Here is a 19,771-nt window from a genome sequence, read left to right as displayed (position 1 = left end):
TGTCTATGATGGTTTCAACTTCGTTGTCTTCTCGTAGTGCTTGTGCTTGTTGTTGGTAGTTGCTGCTGGGTTTGAGTCGGGATAGGAGTTCTGCGGTTTCCATTGCTAACCAGTGATGACCGGATGCAAGCGATCGCCTATATAATGGTTCTAATAAATCTGGTAATCTTCTTTTTGCACTGTCCATATCCATCCAGTACAGACATAGTGAAAGAAACAATGTTTCTAAACTATTTTCTTTTTCTACAGGAGGAATAGAAGCATTAACTATTAATTCTTTTTGAGTAATATCTCCTTGCTGAACTTGCAGAATTATTTTCAGTCTCATGTAAACTGAATTAAGAAAATGATCTGATTGCCGAATCATTATATTGGTGTAATCTTCTGCTTCTTTGATGCGTTCCGGTGAACCATCTTTTAATAAAGCCAGGATGAAGAATAAACCAGCTATGGAATTAAAATATATTTGGCGTTTACCTGTTGATTTTTTCAAAGATTTTAGGGCATCTGTATAATATTTAATGGCTTTCTCGTTCTCACCTTTCAAAAAACTTGACCAACCCCAACCAATATCAGCTTGATTTTCAGATTCTTCTGATATATCTTGCAGACTGTCTTGTGCGTCTTCCGTATCACCACGTAATAAATATTGTTCTGCCAACATCAAATGCAAATAATCTGAGATATATTTTTCAGGTTCATCACATTTATCTGCCAATAGCATTAACGCCTCTTCAGAATCAGATAATTTTAAGAGTGAAATTTGGAAAATACTAGATATACAAAGGATAAATAATTCTTGTGGTAGAGTGCTAAACCAATGTTCGTCAAATGGATTATTGCATATCTGCTCAAAGATATTTTCTATAACTATTTTTTCTTTGCTATTACAGTGCTTATAATAATTTTCAATTTGCTTATTAATAAAACTTAGGTCTTTGCGGTAAAGACCAATACGGATTTCTCTTATACATTGGCTTAGATTACGAAAAATCCGAACACTTCCGTAACTACTAACAGGTAATTTTTCATCTACAGCTTTTACTAATATGTCAAATTTTCCAGTTTCTACAGCATGACGAGTAGCAATTTCTGTGAGTAATGGATGACATTCGGGACTGGATTTACTTTCTTTGACTAACAGACCTGCTTTTATTAATTTATCAATTTCAAGACTAAGAGTTTTAGTATTCCAAGGTTTATTATTTTCATCTAATGCAGCAGTTTCACTGAGACAACTGATAAATGAATTTTTATCTATTGGGGTATAAATTACTGAAAATAACTGGACAATTTTTTGGATAGCAGGAGATAAATCGAAGTATTTTTTAGTGAGTTGGCTTAGTAGTTGAGTGTTATTAATGTAAAAATTAGACATAGTATTAATGATTGACACCATTTTTAGGTATCAGGTGTAGATGTACCAGGGAACTATTAACTTTTAGATTATCTCATATCTTGCAATTACCGAGTAAACCCAGAGATGGCAAATACAAATTACAAAAAAATCACGGTGTATCAATGCTAAGTATCCAGAGGAGAATAGTCATAAATATAACATATAAAGCAGAAATATCACATAAAAGTAGTTGTGGTTTTGACATTCAAATTTTCAGGTGCAAGATGTCAAGATGTGAGTAGAGACATTTTAGAAAACATCTCTACAAATTGAAATCAAACAAAATCTAAAATCCAAAATCCAAAATCTAAAATTCAAGTCGGTACTAATTCACCAGGACGTAATTGAGACCATTTACCCATTTCTTTCTTAAAGCTGAGACAACCAACAACATCCCATTCCATTTCAATAATGTCATCTTTTGTGCGAATATTAACATTAATCGAGGGTTCATTGGGGTCAAAATCGGGATTTTCTGTTAAGTGGGGTTGTTGGTGTTGTGTTTCTACTGCGTTGTAGGTTACACAACGGTCTACATAGTGGCAGTTCACGCAAATACACATAATAGAACCAACTCCTAGAACCTTTATAGTTAATGTAGCTTAGGACAAAATATTCAGCATTAGTTAGTGGGTTGATTTTTATTACAATAGTGAGAATTGAGGAGTCAGGAGTCAGGAGTCAGGAGTCAGGAGTCAGGAGTCAGGAGTCAGAATTTTTGGTAAATCAGTAGATGAATAATTCAATTGTTGATATTCTAGATGCCCAAAATTGGCCTTTTAGCTTGGAATGGTTGCCACAACCAGCTTACATGGTGGGTGGTGCGGTGCGGGATGCGATTTTGGGTAGAAGTCGAGAATATTTAGATTTAGATTTTATGATCCCAGATGATGCGGTGAAAGTTGCAAGGGCGATCGCCAAACATTATCATGCTGGTTTTGTGTTACTGGATGCTGAAAGAAATATTGCCCGTGTGGTTTTTCCTCATGCTACTGCTGATTTTGCCCAACAGGAAGGGGATAGTTTATTAACTGATTTACACAGAAGGGATTTTACCATCAATGCGATCGCCTATAATCCCCACACCCAGGAAATTATTGATCCCCTCCAAGGTTGTGCAGACATAGAAGCTGGTTTATTACGGATGATATCACCCGAAAATCTGCAAGATGACCCTTTGCGCTTAATGCGTGCCTATCGTCAAGCTGCACAACTGGGATTTACAATAGAACCAACTACCCAAACCACCCTTCGCACCTTAGCCGCAGATATTAATAAAGTTGCATCCGAAAGAGTACGGGTAGAAATTAGTTATCTTTTAGACAGTTATCAAGGTACGCCTTGGTTAAAAAGTGCTTGGGAAGATAATTTATTAGCTAGTTTTTTTACAAATGCTAACCGTGAAAGCTTGGAGAAATTAGCCGCAGTTGATCAGGCATACAACTTGATCAGAGAAACATATCCACAGTTAGGGGAAGAACTACAAAAACCTGTCCGTGATACTGTCAAAACCACTTGGTTAGCTATTGCTAAACTCGCGTGTTTACTTCACCCTAACCCAGAAATAGCAGAAATCGAATTACAGGAATTAACCTATAGCCGTGCAGAAATTCGGGGTGTAACTACGTCCCTGCGACTGTTCCCGCAATTCAAAAAAGCTAGTTATATGTCCTTACGAGAACAGTATTTTTTGTTTCAGGACGTGGGAGTTGTTTTTAGTGCTACAACTGTCTTAGCCTTAGCAGATGATCTTGTAGTAGGGGCGATGTCTGGCGATAATTCGCTATGCGTTTATGTACCCTTAATCGACCGTTACTTGAACCCTGATGATTTGGTAGCTCACCCCTCACCGTTAGTGAGTGGTAAAGAGGTAATCTTAGCACTAAATATTCCTGCGTCGCCACTTGTGGGTAAAATCTTGAGTGAAATTGCGATCGCTCAAGCTGAGGGTAAAATTAATACAGCCCAGGAAGCGTTAAAATTTGCTAAACAGGTGACTGGTGACTGGTGACTGGTGACTGGTGACTGGTGACTGGTGACTGGTGACTGGTGACTGGTGACTGGTGACTGGGGACTGGTGACTGGTGACTGGTGACTGGGTAAAAATATTTCCCTCCTGCCTCCTGCCTTCTGCCTCCTGCCTCCTATTTAGCATACTTAGGAGAGCGTGCTAATTCTTCTGCAACTCGTTTAAATCTCTTGAGTTGTGCTTCCATATCGGCTTTTGTCCAAGATGCAGCAAAAGTATTAAAACCCCAACTAACAACAGGGTTAGGAATTTTAAACTCAAAGCGGTTAATTAAAAGTGTACCTTTAGGAAATGGTTGACATTCCCAGCGATCGCACCCTTGAAAAAACCCTTTAAACCCCCAAACTATCAAACCCGGTTGTCTTTCAATCACCACAGTATTTAAAGTAGGTTTAATCACCGGAATTTGAATCATAAACCGACTACGACTACCTAGTTCTGTACTCCACACTTCTCCCACAGGTTCGCAACGGAGAACAGGGTTAAGCCAACGGTGCATTAAAGTTAAATCAGTTAAACATTGTTCTACCAACGTAGCAGGAGCATTAATTTTAATTGATTGTTCTAAAACCTGGGACATTTTTTATTAATAAGGCTATTGCTATGTTTATCATAAGCTACTATAGCAATTCTATCTTATTTGTGAAATATCTCAGGCTCAAATACTCGGCTTTGTTAAAATTAATTTACAGTTTCTTAACTCACAGCTTCTAATTGCAAACTTGCAGTTTCTTTATTCTCCAATTCTTGCTGCTGTAATAATGCTAATTCTGCTGCTAGTTCAGCTTTTACTTCATAACGGAACTTAAAGAAATGTTCACCCACACCTAAAACAATTAAATAATCATATAATAAATTTGGTTTACGCCATGCCATGACTATTAATTGCCACCAAAAATGAAATCTTGTAGAACGTAATATTCCCTGTCTCCAACAAATAGCCTTTAAAAAATCCCACTCTGCTTTTGTTAAAGTACGTTGATATTTAGCCCGCCAACCTTCCATCATCATAAAATGGCGGAAAGTCCGTTTTAGATATGGTAATGGTTCATAAAGATTCCAAAAAGTATCAATAAACTCGGTAACAATTTCCGACATCGGACGGGTAGGAACAAAATTCATCAAAGCTTTCTGAGAAGTAAAATATTTACCTAAACCATCCATTAAACGTCCTTCTTTTTGCAGACGAGTCCACATTGCTGTATTTGGTAATGCTTGCAATAAACTGAGATGGGCTTGGGGAATACTCGTTTCTTCCACAAACTCTTGAATCCGTTTACCAGCACCCGTTTTTTCACCATCAAATCCTAAAATAAAACCAGACATAATTTGTAAGCCAGCCTTGGTAATTTTGTGACAGGATTCAACTAATGAAGTCCGAGTATTTTGCTCTTTATTTACTCCCGCTAAACTTTCTACATCAGGGGTTTCTATCCCCATAAATACCTGGACAAAACCAGCTTTAACCATCAATTCTAATAACTCATCATCTTCGGCTAAATTCAAAGAAGCTTCTGTTAATAAAGCAAAGGGATAATTACGTTCTTCCATCCAGGGAATTAATGCCCTTAAAAATACTTTGGCATTACGTTTATTACCGATAAAATTATCATCAACAATAAACACATAACGCCACCAACCCATCTGATATAATACTTCTAATTCAGCCAAAATTTGTTCTGGTGTTTTCGTGCGGGGTTTACGTCCAAAAAGGGTGATAATATCACAAAATTCACATTGAAAGGGACAACCGCGAGAAAACTGTACCGTCATTGCTATATAAGCATCTAAATCTAATAAATCAAATCTTGGTATAGGAGTTTGGGTAACATCTGGTTTTTCTGTAGCGCGGAAAATACCCTTTTCTTCTCCCTTTTCTAAAGCTGCTAAAAACATGGGAATAGTAATTTCCCCCTCATCTAAAATTAAATAATCTGCTCCCGCTTCTAGGGCAAATTCTGGTACAGATGTGGCAAATGGTCCACCGACTGCAACTTTTTTACCTAATGTTTTAGCTTTTTTAATTAATTCACCAAAATCTTGTTTTTGAATAATCATTGCTGAGATAATGACAATATCGCACCATTGCCAATCTGCATCAGTTTCTAAACGAACATTGCGATCTACTAATCTCATTTCCCAGTCATTTGGTAGCATTGCTGCTACAGTGATTAAACCCAAGGGGGGATTTGTAGCACGTAAATTAGCCAAATCAAGAGTTTCCTGATAAGACCAAAAAGAATTAGGCATGATCGGCCATATTAATAAAGCTTTCATCAAGCATATCCCCCAGATTTGCTTTATGTCTAAATACCCATTTAGTCTTGAACTATAAAAGCTGGATCAGTTAGCTTTTATCCCTCTGGAGGTACAGATTTATGAAGTTTAATTCTTAATAAAAGAAATGGATGCGTTATGGAGGAAATACAGTTCAGTAAAAAATGATCTGCTTCTAGATCATGAAGACAAATATGTGGTAAATTTACCTAAAAATAGCTATAATATCTTGTTGTAACCTGAATGCGTGTGATTAGCAAAAGAATACTTAGAGAATTTTGGGAAAAACATTCCCAATCAGAATTAGGACTGTTACTATGGTATCAGCGTATATCGGATTCTCAATTGTTAACTTTTAATGATATTAGAGAAATTTTCCCATCAGCGGACTTAGTTGGTAACTTTACTGTTTTTAATATCAAAGGTAATCATTATCGACTTATAACCTATATAGATTACAAGTCTCAAATATTATTTATACGCGCTGTACTCACTCACGCTGAATATGATAAGGAGAATTGGAAAAATGACGATTGGTTTAAAAACTCCTAGTAACTACTATATAAAGTTAATTACTACATTTCCCCCACGTCCCATTACCAATGAAGAAGAATTAATTGCTACCCAAAATCAGATAAATTCTATTTTGGATCAAGGAAATATTACACAAGATGATAAAGACTATCTCAAGGTTCTAGGTACTCTTGTTTATGATTATGAACAGCAACATGAAAAAATGCCTACTCTCAAAGGTGTTGCATTACTTCAAGCATTGTTAGAAGAATCAGAACTACAACCAAAGGATTTAGTTTCTATTTTAGAAAGTGAGTCAATAGTTTTAGATGTTCTCAATGGTAAACGGCAATTAACAGAAAAGGAAATTCAAGATTTAGCGGTGGTTTTTAAAATAAATCCTAGTTATTTAGTTGAATAATACTGATACTTAGATCCCCGACTTCTCAGATCAATTTACAATTTATTGACACAATAAACAAAAGAAGTCGGGGATCTGATCACTCCCTAATGACTAATCACTACTAAAATAAATCATGTAACCGCCACCTAACAAAGCGGGGAAGAGGAGATAACTAAGAAATAATTATGGGTAAGCAGCGCGTTTTGTCGGGAGTTCAACCAACTGGTAACTTACACTTGGGTAATTACTTGGGTGCTATTCGTAACTGGGTAGAAATTCAAGACCAGTATGAAAATTTCTTTTGTGTGGTAGATTTACACGCCATCACAGTACCACATAACCCCGCCACCTTAGCGGCTGATACCTACACCATCGCTGCTTTATATTTAGCTTGTGGCATTGATTTACAACATTCTAACATTTTTGTCCAATCTCACGTTTCTGCCCACAGTGAGCTTTGTTGGTTGTTAAACTGCATCACTCCCTTAAATTGGTTGCAAGATATGATTCAATTTAAGGAAAAAGCCTTGAAACAAGGGGAAAATGTCGGTGCGGGTTTGTTGACTTATCCGGTTTTAATGGCTGCGGATATCTTACTTTATCAAGCGGATAAAGTTCCAGTGGGTGAGGATCAAAAGCAACATTTAGAACTAGCGCGGGATATTGTTAACAGGTTTAATCATCAATTTGCTAAAGATAAACCTGTATTAAAATTACCCGATCCTTTAATTAGAAAAGAAGGCGCAAGGGTAATGAGTTTAACCGATGGGACAAAGAAAATGTCAAAATCTGATCCATCGGAGTTAAGTAGAATCAATGTTTTAGATCCACCAGATCAAATTACAAATAAAATCAAACGTTGTAAAACTGATCCAGTACGCGGTTTAACCTTTGATGATCCAGAAAGACCGGAATGTAATAACCTGTTGACTTTGTATATGCTGCTGTCTGGGAAGACTAAGGAAGCGGTAGCGTCAGAATGTGCGGATATGGGTTGGGGACAATTTAAACCTTTATTGACAGAAACAGCGATAAATGCTTTAAAACCAATTCAAGATAAATATAAGGAGGTAATGGCAGAAAAAGGTTATTTAGAATCAGTGTTAAGAGATGGTAGAGAAAAAGCGGAAGCTATAGCCAATAAAACTTTAGCAGATGTGAAAGCTGCGTTAGGTTATACAGCGCGGTTGTAATTTTGAGAAGATATAAGATCCCCGATTTCTCCAAGAAGTCGGGGATCTGTTTAAGCTAGAAAGGTAATTTGTTTTACTCTTGAAGAAAACCTGAAAACTCAAAATTAAATTTGCATTATGCAGGATAGTCATAAAACCAGTACATTAAACAACTTCCGTAAAGCAGTACAAGCAGGAGAATTTTTAGTGACTGCGGAAGTTGCACCACCCAAAGGGGGAAACATCACCCATACCATTGAAATGGCGGCGACTCTTAAGGGGAGAGTTCATGCTGTCAATATTACCGATGGTAGCCGCGCTGTGTTAGGAATGTCACCTTTAGCAGCTTCAGCAATTTTATTGCAACATGGAATTGAGCCAATTTGTCAATTTGCTTGCCGCGATCGCAATAGAATCGGATTACAAGCAGATTTAATGGGCGCTCATGCTTTGGGTATTCGTAACATTTTAGCCTTAACCGGCGACCCTGTAAAAGCAGGTGATCATCCCGATGCCAAAGCTGTTTTTGATTTAGAATCTATCAGATTATTGCAGTTAATTAGAAACATGAATCAGGGGGTTGATTTTAATCATAAAACCCTAAATGATGGCGCATTAGATTTGTTTGCAGGTGCAGCAGTTGATCCACAGTCTAAAAGTTGGTCAGGTTTACAAAGTCGGTTTGAAAAGAAAATAGAAGCGGGAGCGCAATTTTTTCAAAGTCAATTAATTACTGATTTTGAAAAATTAGAAAAATTCATGGATCAAATTGCATCTCGTTACAATAAACCTATTTTGGCGGGAATATTTCTTTTGAAGTCGGCGAAAAATGCCCAGTTTATTAATAGGATGGTCCCTGGTGTGAATATTCCTGATCATATTATTGAGAGATTGGAAAAAGCCAAACATCCGTTACAGGAAGGGATGAAAATTGCAGCCGAACAAGTGCAGATGGCACGGGGTTTGTGTCAGGGAGTGCATATTATGGCGGTGAAAAAAGAAGAGGCGATCGCGCCAATTTTGGATTTAGCGGGGGTGGAGAAAGTTAGTTAGAATAAATAGCGATTGCATTTATTAAATTAGGTGCGATCGCTGATCAAATTTCATAAGCCTCCAATTTCAATCACTGCTCCCAGAGTAATTGTATTCAACACCTTACGAGTCTCTGGTATCAGAGGAAGTAAATCAGCGAGCTTGTTACTCAGTGCTATGAGAACGAGGACTGCCACACCAGCTTGCTGTAAATTTTGTTGATAACGCAAATTTTGATCAGTAGTAAGCAAAATTGTGAATCCTTCCTGACTCATCAACCGCAACAATTCACCGTTCTTTTTTCCTGACCATCCCATCTCAACAACTGTCTGTATTTTGTAATCAGAAAATTCACGCTTTAGAGGTCTTGGTACACATTCATCAAGCAGGATTCGCATAAGCTGTCAGCATTTCCTTTGCTAATTCAAGGGCTGCGATCGCCTGTTCCCGACTAACACTAGGGAAATGATCTAGAAATACCTCTAATGAATCACCAGCTTCAAGATAATCAAGTAGGGTTCTCATTGGCACACGAGTTCCCACAAAAACAGGGATTCCTCCTAAAATGTCGGGATCACTATGAACCACAGACAGTAATGATCGCTGGAAAGAATTTATCATATTTAAAATCAGAAATATCAGGGTGTAATTGAATTTTAACGCAATCGCATTTATCAGGTTAAGTGCGATCGTTGCCCCCGAAGAAGGCGATCGCGCCGATTTTGGATTTAGCAGGGGTGGGGAAGCTTAGTTAATTGAAAAAGTGATCATATTTAAAGTGATCATATTTATTGAGTTAGATGCGATCACTATCCAAGTTACCTTAGAAGTTAACCTTTTACCTGAAGCTCTAAACGCTTCATTTTGCCCAAAAATGCTCAACCAAAATCAAAGCCCCCTCATTGATGCTCTCAAAACTTCCATCTCTCGTCCCCATGCACCATTTTACACCCCTGGACACAAACGCGGTGCAGGAATTTCCCCAATTTTAACCGATTTAATCGGTAAAGATGTCTTTCGCGCTGATTTAACGGAACTGGCAGAATTAGATAATTTATTCACTCCTGAAAGCGCAATTTTAGCCGCACAAGAATTAGCCGCAGAGGCTTTTGGTGCGGAAAAAACTTGGTTTTTAGTTAATGGTTCTACCAGCGGAATTGAATCCGCAATTATCGCTACTTGCAGGATGAATGATAAGATAATTATGCCCAGAAATGTTCATTCTTCTGTAATTGCTGGTTTAATTCTTTCTGGTGCAATTCCTATTTTTATCAATCCTGTATATGATGAAAATTTAGATATTGCCCATAGTATTACACCGGAAGATTTAAAAGCAACTTTAGCTAAACATCCTGATGCTAAAGCTGTGTTAATGGTTTACCCAACTTATTACGGTGTGTGTGGAGATTTAAAAAGTATTGCCGAAATTACTCATCAATATAATATTCCTTTAATTGTTGATGAAGCACATGGCGCACATTTTCATTTTCATCCCCATTTACCTATCTCAGCTTTAACCGCAGGTGCAGATTTAACAATACAATCTATTCATAAAACATTAGGTGCAATGACTCAAGCATCAATGTTACATTGTCAAGGAAATAGAATTAATATTAATAGATTAAATAAAGCATTACAATTAGTTCAATCTACAAGTCCGAGTTTTATTCTTTTAGCTTCTCTTGATGCTGCACGTCACCAAATGGCAGTTAATGGGGAAATTTTGATGTCTCAAACTTTGCAGTTAGCGGAAATTGCAAGAATTGAAATTAGTCAAATTCCCAGTTTATCAGTTTTAGAGATCCCTCAAATTAATAAAAATGGCTTTTTTGATTTGGATAAAACCCGTTTGACTGTGAATATTGCCAACTTAGGTTTAACGGGTTTTGATGCTGAAGATATGCTCAATGAAATGGGTGTAACATCTGAATTTTCATCCTTACGAAATCTCACTTTTATTATTAGCTTAGGTAACAATAAATCAGATATTGACGAATTAATACAAGGGTTTAAAAAAGTAACTGAGATACCACAATTGACAAGTCAGTACAAAATATGTAAATATAGAAACGATGCTATAATAGATCATATTATGTGCATTTCGCCCCGTGAAGCTTTTTTTGCTGATAGTGAAACCCTACCTTTAGAAAAAACAGTAAATAGAATTTGTGCAGAAAATATATGTCCCTATCCCCCAGGAATACCTGTATTAATGCCTGGGGAACTAATCACAAAACCAGCTATAGAATATCTCCAAAAAATTCAGTCTTTAGGGGGATTTATTAGCGGTTGTGTTGATTCAACTTTGCAAACTTTAAAAGTAGTGAAAGTAGAGATGTTTTAACGAAGGCAGGAGGCAGAAGGCAGGAGGCAAAAGTTAATATTCTCCCCTGCTTCCCCTGCTTCCCCTGCTTTCTTCACTGTCACCTGTCACCTGTCACCTATTAAACTCCTTTTTTCACTAAGTCTTTATAGATTGGAATTTTGGATTTAAATAAACTACTGACAGCAGTTTCTAAATCTTCTTGTTTGAGTAAAGAATCTCCCATCAAAACTGCATTCACACCTGCATCTGACATTAGGGATAAATCAGCAGGTGTTTCAATTCCCGATTCACTGACAACCAAAATACCCAAGTTTTGTAAATGTGTTCTCCTAGCTGCCATTAATTGCTGAGTAGTGCCAAGATTAACACTAAAATCTTCTAAACTGCGGTTGTTAATGCTGATAATGCGGACATCTTCTAACTTGATCACCCGATCTAATTCACTCAAATTGTGAACTTCAACTACAGCATTCATTCCCAAATAGTGAATCACCCGCAAAAAGTTATTAATCTGCTGATCAGTAAGAATAGCAGCAATTAATAAAATTGCATCCGCACCTGCTGCACGTGCTAAATAAATTTGACAAGGATCAAGAATAAAATCTTTGCATAACAAAGGTAATGTTATGCGATGTCGAATAATCCGCAGATGATCAAAACCACCATGAAAAAACTTTTGATCAGTCACAACAGATATACAAGTTGCTCCACCGCGTTCATAGGATTTAGCTATAGACAAAGGATCAAAATCTTGTGTAGTGACATCTTGATTAGGGAATGTTTTTTTAACCTCTGCGATCAAACTAGGTTTATAAATACTTTGTTGTAAAGCAGTAAAAAAATCTCTGACAGTGGGAGCCGCAGTTAATTGACGTTGCAAAGACGCGAGAGACATTTCTTGTTGCATTTGTGCAACTTCTAGCTTTTTCTGCCATACAATCTCTCTGAGTATGGGTTGCAGAGAACTATTAGACATGGAAATTGGGTAAATCATGATGAGAATGAATTAATAATTATTAGTTAACAGTTAAGAAATTCCCACCTTCGTTTTTCTTACAGTAAGTTATGAACAATATGGCTGGGATAACAAAACATTTTTTAATCTAATTTTCTTGGATATGAGATTCAAAATGCTTATCAATTTAATGTGCCAATTAATGTGTAAATTTGTGGGTTTACCAAACATATATAATGCCTGAAAATACTTCTAGTAAACCCACACCCAGCTTCATCTTCTGGCTTGATTATAAATGAATCCAACTGGATTTGAGGTTAAACATTTCTACCTCTTTTTTAGTAGCAGTTTGCTCTTGTCTAGAACCACCAAGTAGGCAATTATTTTTGAGCAATCTGATATAAGTACGGTAGGGTATATAGTCAATAGGGTTGTGTCCAGAAAAACGCAACAGCAAAACACAAGCCCAGGAATACTTGCCAGCTATAATTGCCTTAACTATTTGTTCTACTTGTTCAGTATTAATTTTCCTATTAATTTGTCTATTATAATCAGCAACGTTTTGACTCATGGTATGCACTCCTATTTGTGAATGAAATTCAATCAATAGCTTGGCAGCTTTTCCTCATATTTCAAAAATCTCAGCACAGTGGAAGTAGTAGTAGTAGATCATGCTGAGACAAACACCTGCTGATGAAAAATTTATAAACATATATCAAGGGTTTTCTCTGTTTTGATTGGGGTTGGGGGTAGACTGAACCAGCTAGAGCAGCTGTTTGGTTAAGAGATATATAGCTAAAACCACCAATACAGATTCAACCTCTTGCAGAAGTTACCTCTTTCATTAAGCCTACTCAAAGTTTCACACCGGATAAATGAACTATTTTTTGATCGATTTGTCTATTTTTTCGCTCTTGCATTTTTTTTGATGATCCTTCACTCTGATAGCTTGTATTTCTAAGGATGATTTTTGACGATGGAATCAGTATTTTATATTTTGTGTACCTCAACACATTCTTGCTTTACAATTTATATATCTTTGGTAAGAGGTTTCGTTGCTTACAGGTTTTTTTACAGAAATCTCTTCCATAGGGAGGATGACTGGGCGTATTTAGATATAGTTAGATCCTTTCTATGGTAAATTTATTACATTCTTAGATAATGTTCCCAATTGAGCAAATTTCTGAAACTTAACGCAGACAGAAGAGGCTGTTTCTGTCATGGGGATTTATAAGCGGCTGCAAAAACTTTGCACGAAGTCCGGTTTTCCAGCCGATTTTTCGATAATCTAGGTAAACTACATATCTATTACATTTGATATAAAAGTTTTTTATAGTTCCAAGAATGTAGCCTTACCAGTAGACTCTCAAATTTTTACAAATTTTTAACAAATTTTGTGGGGGAGTTCACTAAAAATCTTACCTGGGATTCTTTTAGAGTTCACAATTGAAAGTATGGTATTTTATTTTTACCAAAAAAATACTTAATTTAGGAATAACAAACACTTATATATGCAACAAAATTGAAATAATGATTTCTTTATTGTTAAGATTAAACCTAAATTCAATCGGACTGACAAATTCATAGCATCATCAAAGTAAATTAACCAAAATCCTGTTTTCTTTTGCCTCTTGCCTGTCATAACGACAATTTTTAACGCTCACCTACTTATGAACTAAGACTTAGGAGTAAATCTTGATATGTATTCTGGAGATTCCGGGTTAGCAAAAGTCAACTCAATATGGAGTTTACAGCCAAGCTTGAAGTTTAAAATTGCAGATTTTCTCATTAATCAAACTATAGATGCTGCTTTTTGTTTAGGAGAAAACGCGCAGTTTATTTATGTCAACAATGCCACTTGCACGCTCACAGGATACTCCCGCGAAGAATTACTATCCATGAATCTGAGTGATTTGGATATAGATTTTTTATTACATAACTGGTCAGAACAATGGCAAAATATGAAAAATTTAGATCACCTCTCCTTTAAATGTCGCTATCGCTCAAAGGAAGGACGAATATTTTTAGCTGAACTAAATCTTACTTATATAAAATATCCAAGTAACGAGTTTTGCTGCGGGTTTATTCGGGAAAATAATAACTTAGTAGAATTAAGTGTCCAAAAATGGATTAATGAAGGTAGAGAAAGTAAAAAGAAATTACAACAGGAAAGTAATAAACAGGAAGGTGATAAAATTCAACATCAGCATATTGATAACTTACTGCAACTCAGAGAGTCTAGATTTCGTACCTTACTAGAAGCAACAAAGGCTGGTATTTTCCTAATTCAAGGTAGACAAATTTACTATGTCAATTCTGCTGCGGAATTACTCACCGGTTATACAAAAAAGGAACTATTAGCAGACTTTGATTTTAACCAAATTATCAAAAGTCGAACATCTAAACCTCCAGAAACAACTAACTGGGAATTTGAATATCAGGAGATAAATATTATTACCAAAGATGGTAAAGAACGATGGTTAGATGTTGCCATGACTCGCTTTGATGGAGGGGTAGATTTTGATGGTCAAGAAGTTGAAGTCCTTACAGCTACTGATATCACAGATTATAAATCTGCACAATTGGAATTGCATCAGGCTTTAGAACAAGCACAAGAAATCAGTAAAATTCGAGCTAATCTTGTGGGTATACTCTGCCATGAATTTCGGACACCACTAAATGTTATTTCATTTTCCAATAGCTTACTCAGACGACATATAGATAAATGGGAAACAGACAAGAAATTAATATTTATTGAACACATTCAAACAGCATCTGAACAAATCAATCAGGTATTAGATGATATTTTATTATTATCTAAAGCAGAATCAGCGCAAATTATAGTTGAGCAGCAAAAGGTTAATATTGTGAATTTTTGTCAAGATTTAATTACACAAATGGTAATCATTAATAGTAATAAATATATTGATTTTCAGAGTCAAGGCAACTGTTTAGACGTATGGATTGACCAAAAAATACTGAAACCAATTTTGAATAACTTGCTAGACAATGCAATTAAATATTCTCACCCTAATAGTGTGGTGGACTTAATTGTTTCGTGTCACCAGGAAAAAATACAGTTTCAGGTTAAAGATAAAGGTATTGGTATTCCCGAAATAGACCAAGAAAGACTTTTTGAACCGTTTTATCGAGGTAGCAATGTTGATAATACTTCGGGAACAGGACTAGGCTTATCAATTGTCAAAAATCTAGTTGATTTATATGGAGGTCAAATCACAATGGTTAGTAAAGTGGGTGTCGGTACTACATTTACCTTAGTTCTACCATCAGTTCCCATATTTCCCAGTTCATAGAAAAAAGGGAAAGAGTCTTTTGCAGGATGAATTATCAATTATCAATTATCAATTATCAATTATCAATTATCAATTATCAATTATCAATTATCAATTATCAATTGCTATTAATCATTCCCTGTTAGAACTTTTATTGGTTTCAAAATGATACGCGAATCGTCGAAAACAATTCTTGTAATTGAAGATGATGCTATTACCCGCCATCTCTTCTTAGACAGTCTTGAGGCTGAAGGTTTTGTTACGATAGGAGCAGAAAATGGTCAAGTTGGTATTCGGCAAGCAGAAGAAAATTTACCTGATTTGGTAATTTGTGATCTGCTCATGCCAGTTATGGATGGTTACAGTGTTTTAACTAAGCTACGTCAAAATCCTCTCACAGCAATTATTCCTTTTATTTTTCTCACAGCAAGTAATTCTAAGGCTTCTATGAGAACAGGAATGGAGTTGGGAGCAGATGATTATTTAAGTAAACCTGCTACTGTCGATGAGTTGCTAAAAGCAATTTCTATTCGATTAGAAAAACAATCTTTGCTCAGATCCTGGTATAGTCCGAACTCTCATCAAGTTTCGCAAAAAGTTTCAGAACCTCCAGCTACATTAGGAAATTCAGAGTTAATCTTCCCTAATATCTCCCACCTGCAAAAAGTTTTTGACTATATTGAGGCTCATTATCACCAAGGTATTACTTTATCTGATGTCGCCGAAGCTGTTGGTTATTCTCCAGCTTATTTAACTAACCAAGTATCCAAACAAACGGGAAAAAGTGTTAATACTTGGATAGTTCAACGTCGTATGGCCGAAGCGTGTTCCTTACTAAAAAGTACGAATTTGACAATTGAAGAAATTGCTACCAAAATAGGCTATCAAAATTCTTGTCATTTTTCTCGCCAGTTTAGTCACCATCACAAATTGTCGCCGACTCTTTGGAGAAAACAAAATCAATTACTTCAGGTTTCCGCATCTGCCAAATTGCAATTTATCAAATCTCGTTCTCAATTAACAAACCCTGTTTCTTGTTAATATCAGAATAATGGACAATTGACAATTGACAATTGACAATGGACAATGGACAATGGACAATGGACAATGGACAATGGACAATGGACAATGGACAATTACCAAACCTGGAAGTGAGTAGGATTAGAAGATAGAAATTTTTTTCTTTCTTCTCCTGGGAAAAGATCAGTTTTCAAACCTGAATAAAACAATTGTCAATTATCAATTATCAATTATCAATTTTTAGAGGTTGTAAACTGTTGGATTAATAATTGTATTGCCAACGCTAACAAACCCAAGGCTACTATACCAAAGATTCCCGTTCCCAAAGCCACCACACCCACCACTAAGGTACGAACAGCGGAGGCGATATTGAGGACTATTTGGTTATCAGAATGAATAGGTTTATTAGCAAAAGTGGTAGCGATCGCAATCATTAAAGAATACATCGCAAATGCAAATCCTCCTGACATTACCGCCCCAGTTATACACCTTAATGGCGTTGGTGGAACTTGTTCGGGAGTCTCTTTTTCTTTTTCGTTAACTTTGGGTTTGTTCATAATTTGCTCATTGGTAATTGGTAATTGGTAATTGGTAATTGGGTTATTAGCTTCCCCTACTTCCTGACTCCTGACTCCTATCAATTTAATATCTGAATCCCATTGCCAATTGTCTGAGTTACAAACAATTCTAAATCCTCATCAGGAATTGCTTCTCTAATTTTCTGCTTAACTATTTCTGCTTGTGCTTTTGATTCCACAATAGCAAATACAGAAGGTCCAGAACCTGACATCATTGTGCCTAAAACCCCTTCTTGACTAGCAAATAATTCCCGCAATTGTAATACTTGAGAATAAGAAGGTAATACCACTTTTTCTAAATCATTGTGCATTTTGTTGGCGATTTTTACTGCATCTTTATTGACGATAGCTTTGACAATTTCTGCCGAATGCACTGCACTAGCACGAGCCGCTAAATCTTCAGTATTTGTCATATAGGTACTACCAAATACTTGCCGATAGGTTTTATAAGCCCAAGCTGTAGAAACTTCCAAACTGCGATATTTAGCTAATACTATATATATGTGATCTAAACTTGGTAAAGGAGAAAGTTTTTCACCTCTACCTGTAGCTATTACTGTTCCTCCCGCAATACAAAATGGCACATCTGAACCGAGTTGTGCGCCTAATTCTTCTAATTCTGATTGAGTTAATCCCAAATTCCACATCAAATCTATACCCACTAACACCGCTGCTGCATTTGTCGAACCTCCAGCTAAACCCGCAGCAACAGGAATGTTTTTTCTCACAGTAATATCAATCCCACCAAAATTACTAAAAGCATCAGGAAATTGCTTGGCCATTAGTGCAGCGGCTCTGTATGCTAAATTACTGTTATCTGTAGGTACTTGGGGATGATGACAATAAACGCGAATCGCTTCTGTGCTGGCAGCGTGTAAATCTATTTGATCTGCAAGGTCTATGCTTTGCAGTATCATTGCTAACTCATGATATCCATCAGGGCGGTTGCCGATGATTTCTAAATACAAGTTTATTTTCGCAGGTGCAATTAAGCTATAAGAACGCATATAAGTTATCAGGAGTCAGGAGTCAGGAGTCAGGAGTCAGGAGTCAGGAGAAAGGAGTCAGGAGTCAGGAGTCAGGAGTCAGGAGTCAGGAGTCAGGAGTCAGGAGTCAGGAGAAAGATAAATATTTCCTGTTTCCCCAGTCCCCAGTCCCCATTCCCCAGTCCCCAGTCCCCATTCCCCAGTCACACTATTTACCAGTGATACCCATTGTGTAACACTGAGGTCTTCGGCGCGAGATTGGGGATTAATATTTAATTGTTCCAGTAATTGCGTCAAGCGATCGCGCTCAATTACCGATTGCAAGTTATTTCTTAACATTTTCCGCTTCGCCCCAAACCCTAATTTAACCAGATTTTCTAGCTTTTTGGGGTCATTAGCGGTAATTTCTCTCTGTCGGGGGACTAAGCGCACCACAGCAGAATCAACTTTTGGTGGTGGGTAAAATGCACCAGCGGGAACTGTACAAATTAACTCACAATCTGCCAAATACTGCACCCGCACCGACAACGCTCCAAAAGTTCTTGATCCTGGTTTAGCATATAATCTTTCTGCTACTTCTTTCTGAATTAGTAACACAATAGAATCATAGGGTTGAGGATTGGGGTTAGCAATAGTACCCAGTAACTTTTCAATAATTGGACCTGTAATATTATAGGGAATATTAGCAACAACTTTATTTTGCTGTTGAAACTTAGGAAAAGCTGTTAATTGAGAAGCTACATCAAGAGTGAGAAAATCACCTTGCAGCAGTAAAAAATTTTCTCTTTCACCTAGTTGTTTTACCAGTAATTTACACAAATCTCTGTCAATCTCAACAGCAACCAAAGAATGAACTAAAGGTAATAAACGCTTAGTTAAAATTCCTGTACCCGGACCAATTTCCAAAATCCTATCATCTTCTTGACAGTTGGCTGCTTTAACAATAGCGTTAAGAGCTTTTTCACTTTTTAACCAATGTTGAGCAAATTGTTTGCGCGGTTGCACCATTTATATTGATTTCTCCATAATTAATAAAAATAAAAATTTCTGCTAATAGCCCCAGATTTGGTTTTAGAGTTAATGTATCTATCTGAGAACTTGCACAATCTCTGAATATGAACATTTATAACACTAAGATAAAATCTATTTTACCCGTAATTTTATTAGCAGTTTGCGCCAGTATTAGCAGTTGTACTTCTAGCGATATTTCTGATAATACAACTTCAACACCAACACCAAACAACACAGTTTCCCCAACTCCCCAAAATTCTCCAACATCTCAACCATTTTCCAATCAACCCTCTCCCGATGCAACTTCTCAAGCTGTTTCTGGTAAAACTATTCAAGTCACCCTATACACAAGTGATGCTCAATGTCAAGATTATATTTCCAAACAAACTTCAGTGTCAGCAGATGAACCAGTCAACGAAGCTGTAGGTAAAATCTTAGAAGAGCGAGATACAGCCGATTTTAGCCTAGTTGGATATCGTGTTAACGTTGATAATGGAGTTGCAACAATTGATATACGAATTGCTCCTGATTCAAAGCGGCAAATAGTTTCTCTTTCTAGTTGTGAGCAGTTTGCATTGTTTGGTAGTCTCCGTAAAACCCTCACCAGTAACCCCCAATGGAACATCAAAGATGTCCGCTTTACAGAACGTGGTCAGGAAGTTGTATTTTAAAGGGACTGGGGACTGGGGACTGGGGACGAGTGACTGGGGACTGGTGACTGGGGACTGGGGACTGGTGACTGGGGACTGGTGACTGGGTAATAGTTTTCCTAACCAG

21 protein-coding genes are annotated in these 19,771 nt (G+C 36.8%); 9 read left to right on the top strand and 12 right to left on the bottom strand.

The features are described from left to right. The coding region (locus FFR48_RS14495) for a tetratricopeptide repeat protein (RefSeq protein WP_371851450.1) at positions 1–1,378 on the bottom strand (1,378 nt) is incomplete at its 3' end. 335 nt (positions 1,379–1,713) lie between these two features. Then, positions 1,714–1,962 (bottom strand): Ycf34 family protein, encoded by a 249-nt coding sequence (locus FFR48_RS14490; RefSeq protein ID WP_096571636.1) that lies wholly within the window; start codon positions 1,960–1,962, stop codon positions 1,714–1,716. A gap of 170 nt (positions 1,963–2,132) precedes the next feature. Between FFR48_RS14490 and FFR48_RS14485 the strand changes: the two genes are divergently transcribed. Then, the gene (locus FFR48_RS14485; RefSeq protein ID WP_137667846.1) at positions 2,133–3,410 is read left to right on the top strand and encodes a tRNA nucleotidyltransferase/poly(A) polymerase-related protein; all 1,278 of its coding nucleotides are present in this window, start codon (positions 2,133–2,135) and stop codon (positions 3,408–3,410) included. Here the strand turns inward: FFR48_RS14485 and FFR48_RS14480 are convergent. The 3 genes from FFR48_RS14480 to FFR48_RS14470 form a co-directional block, all read right to left on the bottom strand. Beyond that, the gene (locus FFR48_RS14480; protein ID WP_137667845.1) at positions 3,375–3,554 is read right to left on the bottom strand and encodes a hypothetical protein; all 180 of its coding nucleotides are present in this window, start codon (positions 3,552–3,554) and stop codon (positions 3,375–3,377) included. The genes FFR48_RS14485 and FFR48_RS14480 overlap by 36 nt on opposite strands. Beyond that, on the bottom strand, positions 3,544–4,008 hold the full coding sequence (locus FFR48_RS14475) for an SRPBCC family protein (protein WP_096571634.1): 465 nt from the start codon (positions 4,006–4,008) through the stop codon (positions 3,544–3,546). The genes FFR48_RS14480 and FFR48_RS14475 overlap by 11 nt, the downstream gene beginning before the upstream one ends. Positions 4,009–4,124: 116 nt before the next feature. Then, entirely contained in the window at positions 4,125–5,705 is a 1,581-nt protein-coding gene (locus FFR48_RS14470) for a B12-binding domain-containing radical SAM protein (RefSeq protein ID WP_137667844.1), read from the bottom strand. Between the two features lie 243 nt (positions 5,706–5,948). On the opposite strand from FFR48_RS14470, the gene FFR48_RS14465 reads away from it, so the two are divergent. From FFR48_RS14465 to FFR48_RS14450, 4 genes are all read left to right on the top strand, one after another. Continuing rightward, positions 5,949–6,257 (top strand): type II toxin-antitoxin system HigB family toxin, encoded by a 309-nt coding sequence (locus FFR48_RS14465; protein ID WP_137667843.1) that lies wholly within the window; start codon positions 5,949–5,951, stop codon positions 6,255–6,257. After that, entirely contained in the window at positions 6,232–6,639 is a 408-nt protein-coding gene (locus FFR48_RS14460) for a helix-turn-helix domain-containing protein (RefSeq protein WP_137667842.1), read from the top strand. The genes FFR48_RS14465 and FFR48_RS14460 overlap by 26 nt, the downstream gene beginning before the upstream one ends. A gap of 167 nt (positions 6,640–6,806) precedes the next feature. After that, the gene (gene trpS, locus FFR48_RS14455) at positions 6,807–7,814 is read left to right on the top strand and encodes a tryptophan--tRNA ligase (RefSeq protein ID WP_137667841.1); all 1,008 of its coding nucleotides are present in this window, start codon (positions 6,807–6,809) and stop codon (positions 7,812–7,814) included. A gap of 117 nt (positions 7,815–7,931) precedes the next feature. Beyond that, positions 7,932–8,846: a methylenetetrahydrofolate reductase gene (locus tag FFR48_RS14450; RefSeq protein WP_096571629.1), complete on the top strand. Its 915-nt coding sequence runs from the start codon at positions 7,932–7,934 to the stop codon at positions 8,844–8,846. Positions 8,847–8,896: 50 nt separating this feature from the next. Here FFR48_RS14450 and FFR48_RS14445 read toward each other — a convergent pair whose 3' ends face one another. Together FFR48_RS14445 and FFR48_RS14440 are read right to left on the bottom strand one after the other, a co-directional pair. Then, positions 8,897–9,223, bottom strand: a complete 327-nt coding sequence (locus FFR48_RS14445) for a DUF5615 family PIN-like protein (protein WP_137667840.1) — start codon at positions 9,221–9,223, stop codon at positions 8,897–8,899. Continuing rightward, positions 9,207–9,446 carry a DUF433 domain-containing protein gene (locus FFR48_RS14440; RefSeq protein ID WP_096571628.1) on the bottom strand — a complete coding sequence of 80 codons (240 nt, stop codon included), beginning with the start codon at positions 9,444–9,446 and terminating at the stop codon, positions 9,207–9,209. Before FFR48_RS14440 ends, FFR48_RS14445 begins: the two co-directional genes overlap by 17 nt. A gap of 253 nt (positions 9,447–9,699) precedes the next feature. On the opposite strand from FFR48_RS14440, the gene FFR48_RS14435 reads away from it, so the two are divergent. After that, entirely contained in the window at positions 9,700–11,169 is a 1,470-nt protein-coding gene (locus tag FFR48_RS14435) for an aminotransferase class I/II-fold pyridoxal phosphate-dependent enzyme (RefSeq protein WP_137667847.1), read from the top strand. Positions 11,170–11,269: 100 nt separating this feature from the next. Here the strand turns inward: FFR48_RS14435 and trpC are convergent, their stop codons facing one another. Together trpC and FFR48_RS14425 are read right to left on the bottom strand one after the other, a co-directional pair. Continuing rightward, complete coding sequence (gene trpC / locus FFR48_RS14430; protein WP_137667839.1) at positions 11,270–12,145, bottom strand: indole-3-glycerol phosphate synthase TrpC; 876 nt, start codon at positions 12,143–12,145, stop codon at positions 11,270–11,272. Between the two features lie 250 nt (positions 12,146–12,395). Then, positions 12,396–12,677, bottom strand: a complete 282-nt coding sequence (locus FFR48_RS14425) for a HetP family heterocyst commitment protein (protein ID WP_096571626.1) — start codon at positions 12,675–12,677, stop codon at positions 12,396–12,398. A 1,129-nt stretch (positions 12,678–13,806) separates the two neighbouring features. Here FFR48_RS14425 and FFR48_RS14420 point away from each other — a divergent pair. After that, positions 13,807–15,420, top strand: a complete 1,614-nt coding sequence (locus tag FFR48_RS14420) for a sensor histidine kinase (protein WP_137667838.1) — start codon at positions 13,807–13,809, stop codon at positions 15,418–15,420. Between the two features lie 144 nt (positions 15,421–15,564). Continuing rightward, entirely contained in the window at positions 15,565–16,440 is an 876-nt protein-coding gene (locus tag FFR48_RS14415; protein ID WP_137667837.1) for a response regulator transcription factor, read from the top strand. Between the two features lie 212 nt (positions 16,441–16,652). Here the strand turns inward: FFR48_RS14415 and FFR48_RS14410 are convergent, their stop codons facing one another. The 3 genes from FFR48_RS14410 to rsmA all read right to left on the bottom strand — a co-directional run bounded on the left by FFR48_RS14410 (position 16,653) and on the right by rsmA (position 18,991). Then, a complete protein-coding gene (locus FFR48_RS14410) occupies positions 16,653–16,976 on the bottom strand; it encodes a DUF3082 domain-containing protein (protein ID WP_096572822.1) in 324 nt (107 codons plus the stop codon). Between the two features lie 80 nt (positions 16,977–17,056). Continuing rightward, positions 17,057–18,004, bottom strand: a complete 948-nt coding sequence (gene ispE / locus FFR48_RS14405; RefSeq protein WP_096571623.1) for a 4-(cytidine 5'-diphospho)-2-C-methyl-D-erythritol kinase — start codon at positions 18,002–18,004, stop codon at positions 17,057–17,059. Positions 18,005–18,103: 99 nt separating this feature from the next. Next, positions 18,104–18,991, bottom strand: a complete 888-nt coding sequence (gene rsmA / locus FFR48_RS14400) for a 16S rRNA (adenine(1518)-N(6)/adenine(1519)-N(6))-dimethyltransferase RsmA (protein ID WP_137667836.1) — start codon at positions 18,989–18,991, stop codon at positions 18,104–18,106. A 107-nt stretch (positions 18,992–19,098) separates the two neighbouring features. Here rsmA and FFR48_RS14395 point away from each other — a divergent pair, with 107 nt between their 5' ends. Continuing rightward, complete coding sequence (locus FFR48_RS14395) at positions 19,099–19,665, top strand: GerMN domain-containing protein (protein WP_137667835.1); 567 nt, start codon at positions 19,099–19,101, stop codon at positions 19,663–19,665. Positions 19,666–19,771 lie beyond the last annotated feature (106 nt).

Origin of the sequence: Sphaerospermopsis reniformis (assembly GCF_005402885.1) — a bacterium.
Taxonomy (GTDB): domain Bacteria; phylum Cyanobacteriota; class Cyanobacteriia; order Cyanobacteriales; family Nostocaceae; genus Sphaerospermopsis; species Sphaerospermopsis kisseleviana.
The sequence above is the reverse complement of the archived record's forward strand: the minus strand, read 5'-3'. Positions and strand labels throughout refer to the sequence as shown.

Coding starts and splice junctions, on each gene's coding strand:
- FFR48_RS14490 (WP_096571636.1), bottom strand. CDS start 1,962: ATGTGTATTTGCGTGAACTGCCACTATGTAGACCGTTGTGTAACCTAC.
- FFR48_RS14485 (WP_137667846.1), top strand. CDS start 2,133: ATGAATAATTCAATTGTTGATATTCTAGATGCCCAAAATTGGCCTTTT.
- FFR48_RS14480 (WP_137667845.1), bottom strand. CDS start 3,554: ATGCTAAATAGGAGGCAGGAGGCAGAAGGCAGGAGGCAGGAGGGAAAT.
- FFR48_RS14475 (WP_096571634.1), bottom strand. CDS start 4,008: ATGTCCCAGGTTTTAGAACAATCAATTAAAATTAATGCTCCTGCTACG.
- FFR48_RS14470 (WP_137667844.1), bottom strand. CDS start 5,705: ATGAAAGCTTTATTAATATGGCCGATCATGCCTAATTCTTTTTGGTCT.
- FFR48_RS14465 (WP_137667843.1), top strand. CDS start 5,949: ATGCGTGTGATTAGCAAAAGAATACTTAGAGAATTTTGGGAAAAACAT.
- FFR48_RS14460 (WP_137667842.1), top strand. CDS start 6,232: ATGACGATTGGTTTAAAAACTCCTAGTAACTACTATATAAAGTTAATT.
- trpS (WP_137667841.1), top strand. CDS start 6,807: ATGGGTAAGCAGCGCGTTTTGTCGGGAGTTCAACCAACTGGTAACTTA.
- FFR48_RS14450 (WP_096571629.1), top strand. CDS start 7,932: ATGCAGGATAGTCATAAAACCAGTACATTAAACAACTTCCGTAAAGCA.
- FFR48_RS14445 (WP_137667840.1), bottom strand. CDS start 9,223: ATGCGAATCCTGCTTGATGAATGTGTACCAAGACCTCTAAAGCGTGAA.
- FFR48_RS14440 (WP_096571628.1), bottom strand. CDS start 9,446: ATGATAAATTCTTTCCAGCGATCATTACTGTCTGTGGTTCATAGTGAT.
- FFR48_RS14435 (WP_137667847.1), top strand. CDS start 9,700: ATGCTCAACCAAAATCAAAGCCCCCTCATTGATGCTCTCAAAACTTCC.
- trpC (WP_137667839.1), bottom strand. CDS start 12,145: ATGATTTACCCAATTTCCATGTCTAATAGTTCTCTGCAACCCATACTC.
- FFR48_RS14425 (WP_096571626.1), bottom strand. CDS start 12,677: ATGAGTCAAAACGTTGCTGATTATAATAGACAAATTAATAGGAAAATT.
- FFR48_RS14420 (WP_137667838.1), top strand. CDS start 13,807: ATGTATTCTGGAGATTCCGGGTTAGCAAAAGTCAACTCAATATGGAGT.
- FFR48_RS14415 (WP_137667837.1), top strand. CDS start 15,565: ATGATACGCGAATCGTCGAAAACAATTCTTGTAATTGAAGATGATGCT.
- FFR48_RS14410 (WP_096572822.1), bottom strand. CDS start 16,976: ATGAACAAACCCAAAGTTAACGAAAAAGAAAAAGAGACTCCCGAACAA.
- ispE (WP_096571623.1), bottom strand. CDS start 18,004: ATGCGTTCTTATAGCTTAATTGCACCTGCGAAAATAAACTTGTATTTA.
- rsmA (WP_137667836.1), bottom strand. CDS start 18,991: ATGGTGCAACCGCGCAAACAATTTGCTCAACATTGGTTAAAAAGTGAA.
- FFR48_RS14395 (WP_137667835.1), top strand. CDS start 19,099: ATGAACATTTATAACACTAAGATAAAATCTATTTTACCCGTAATTTTA.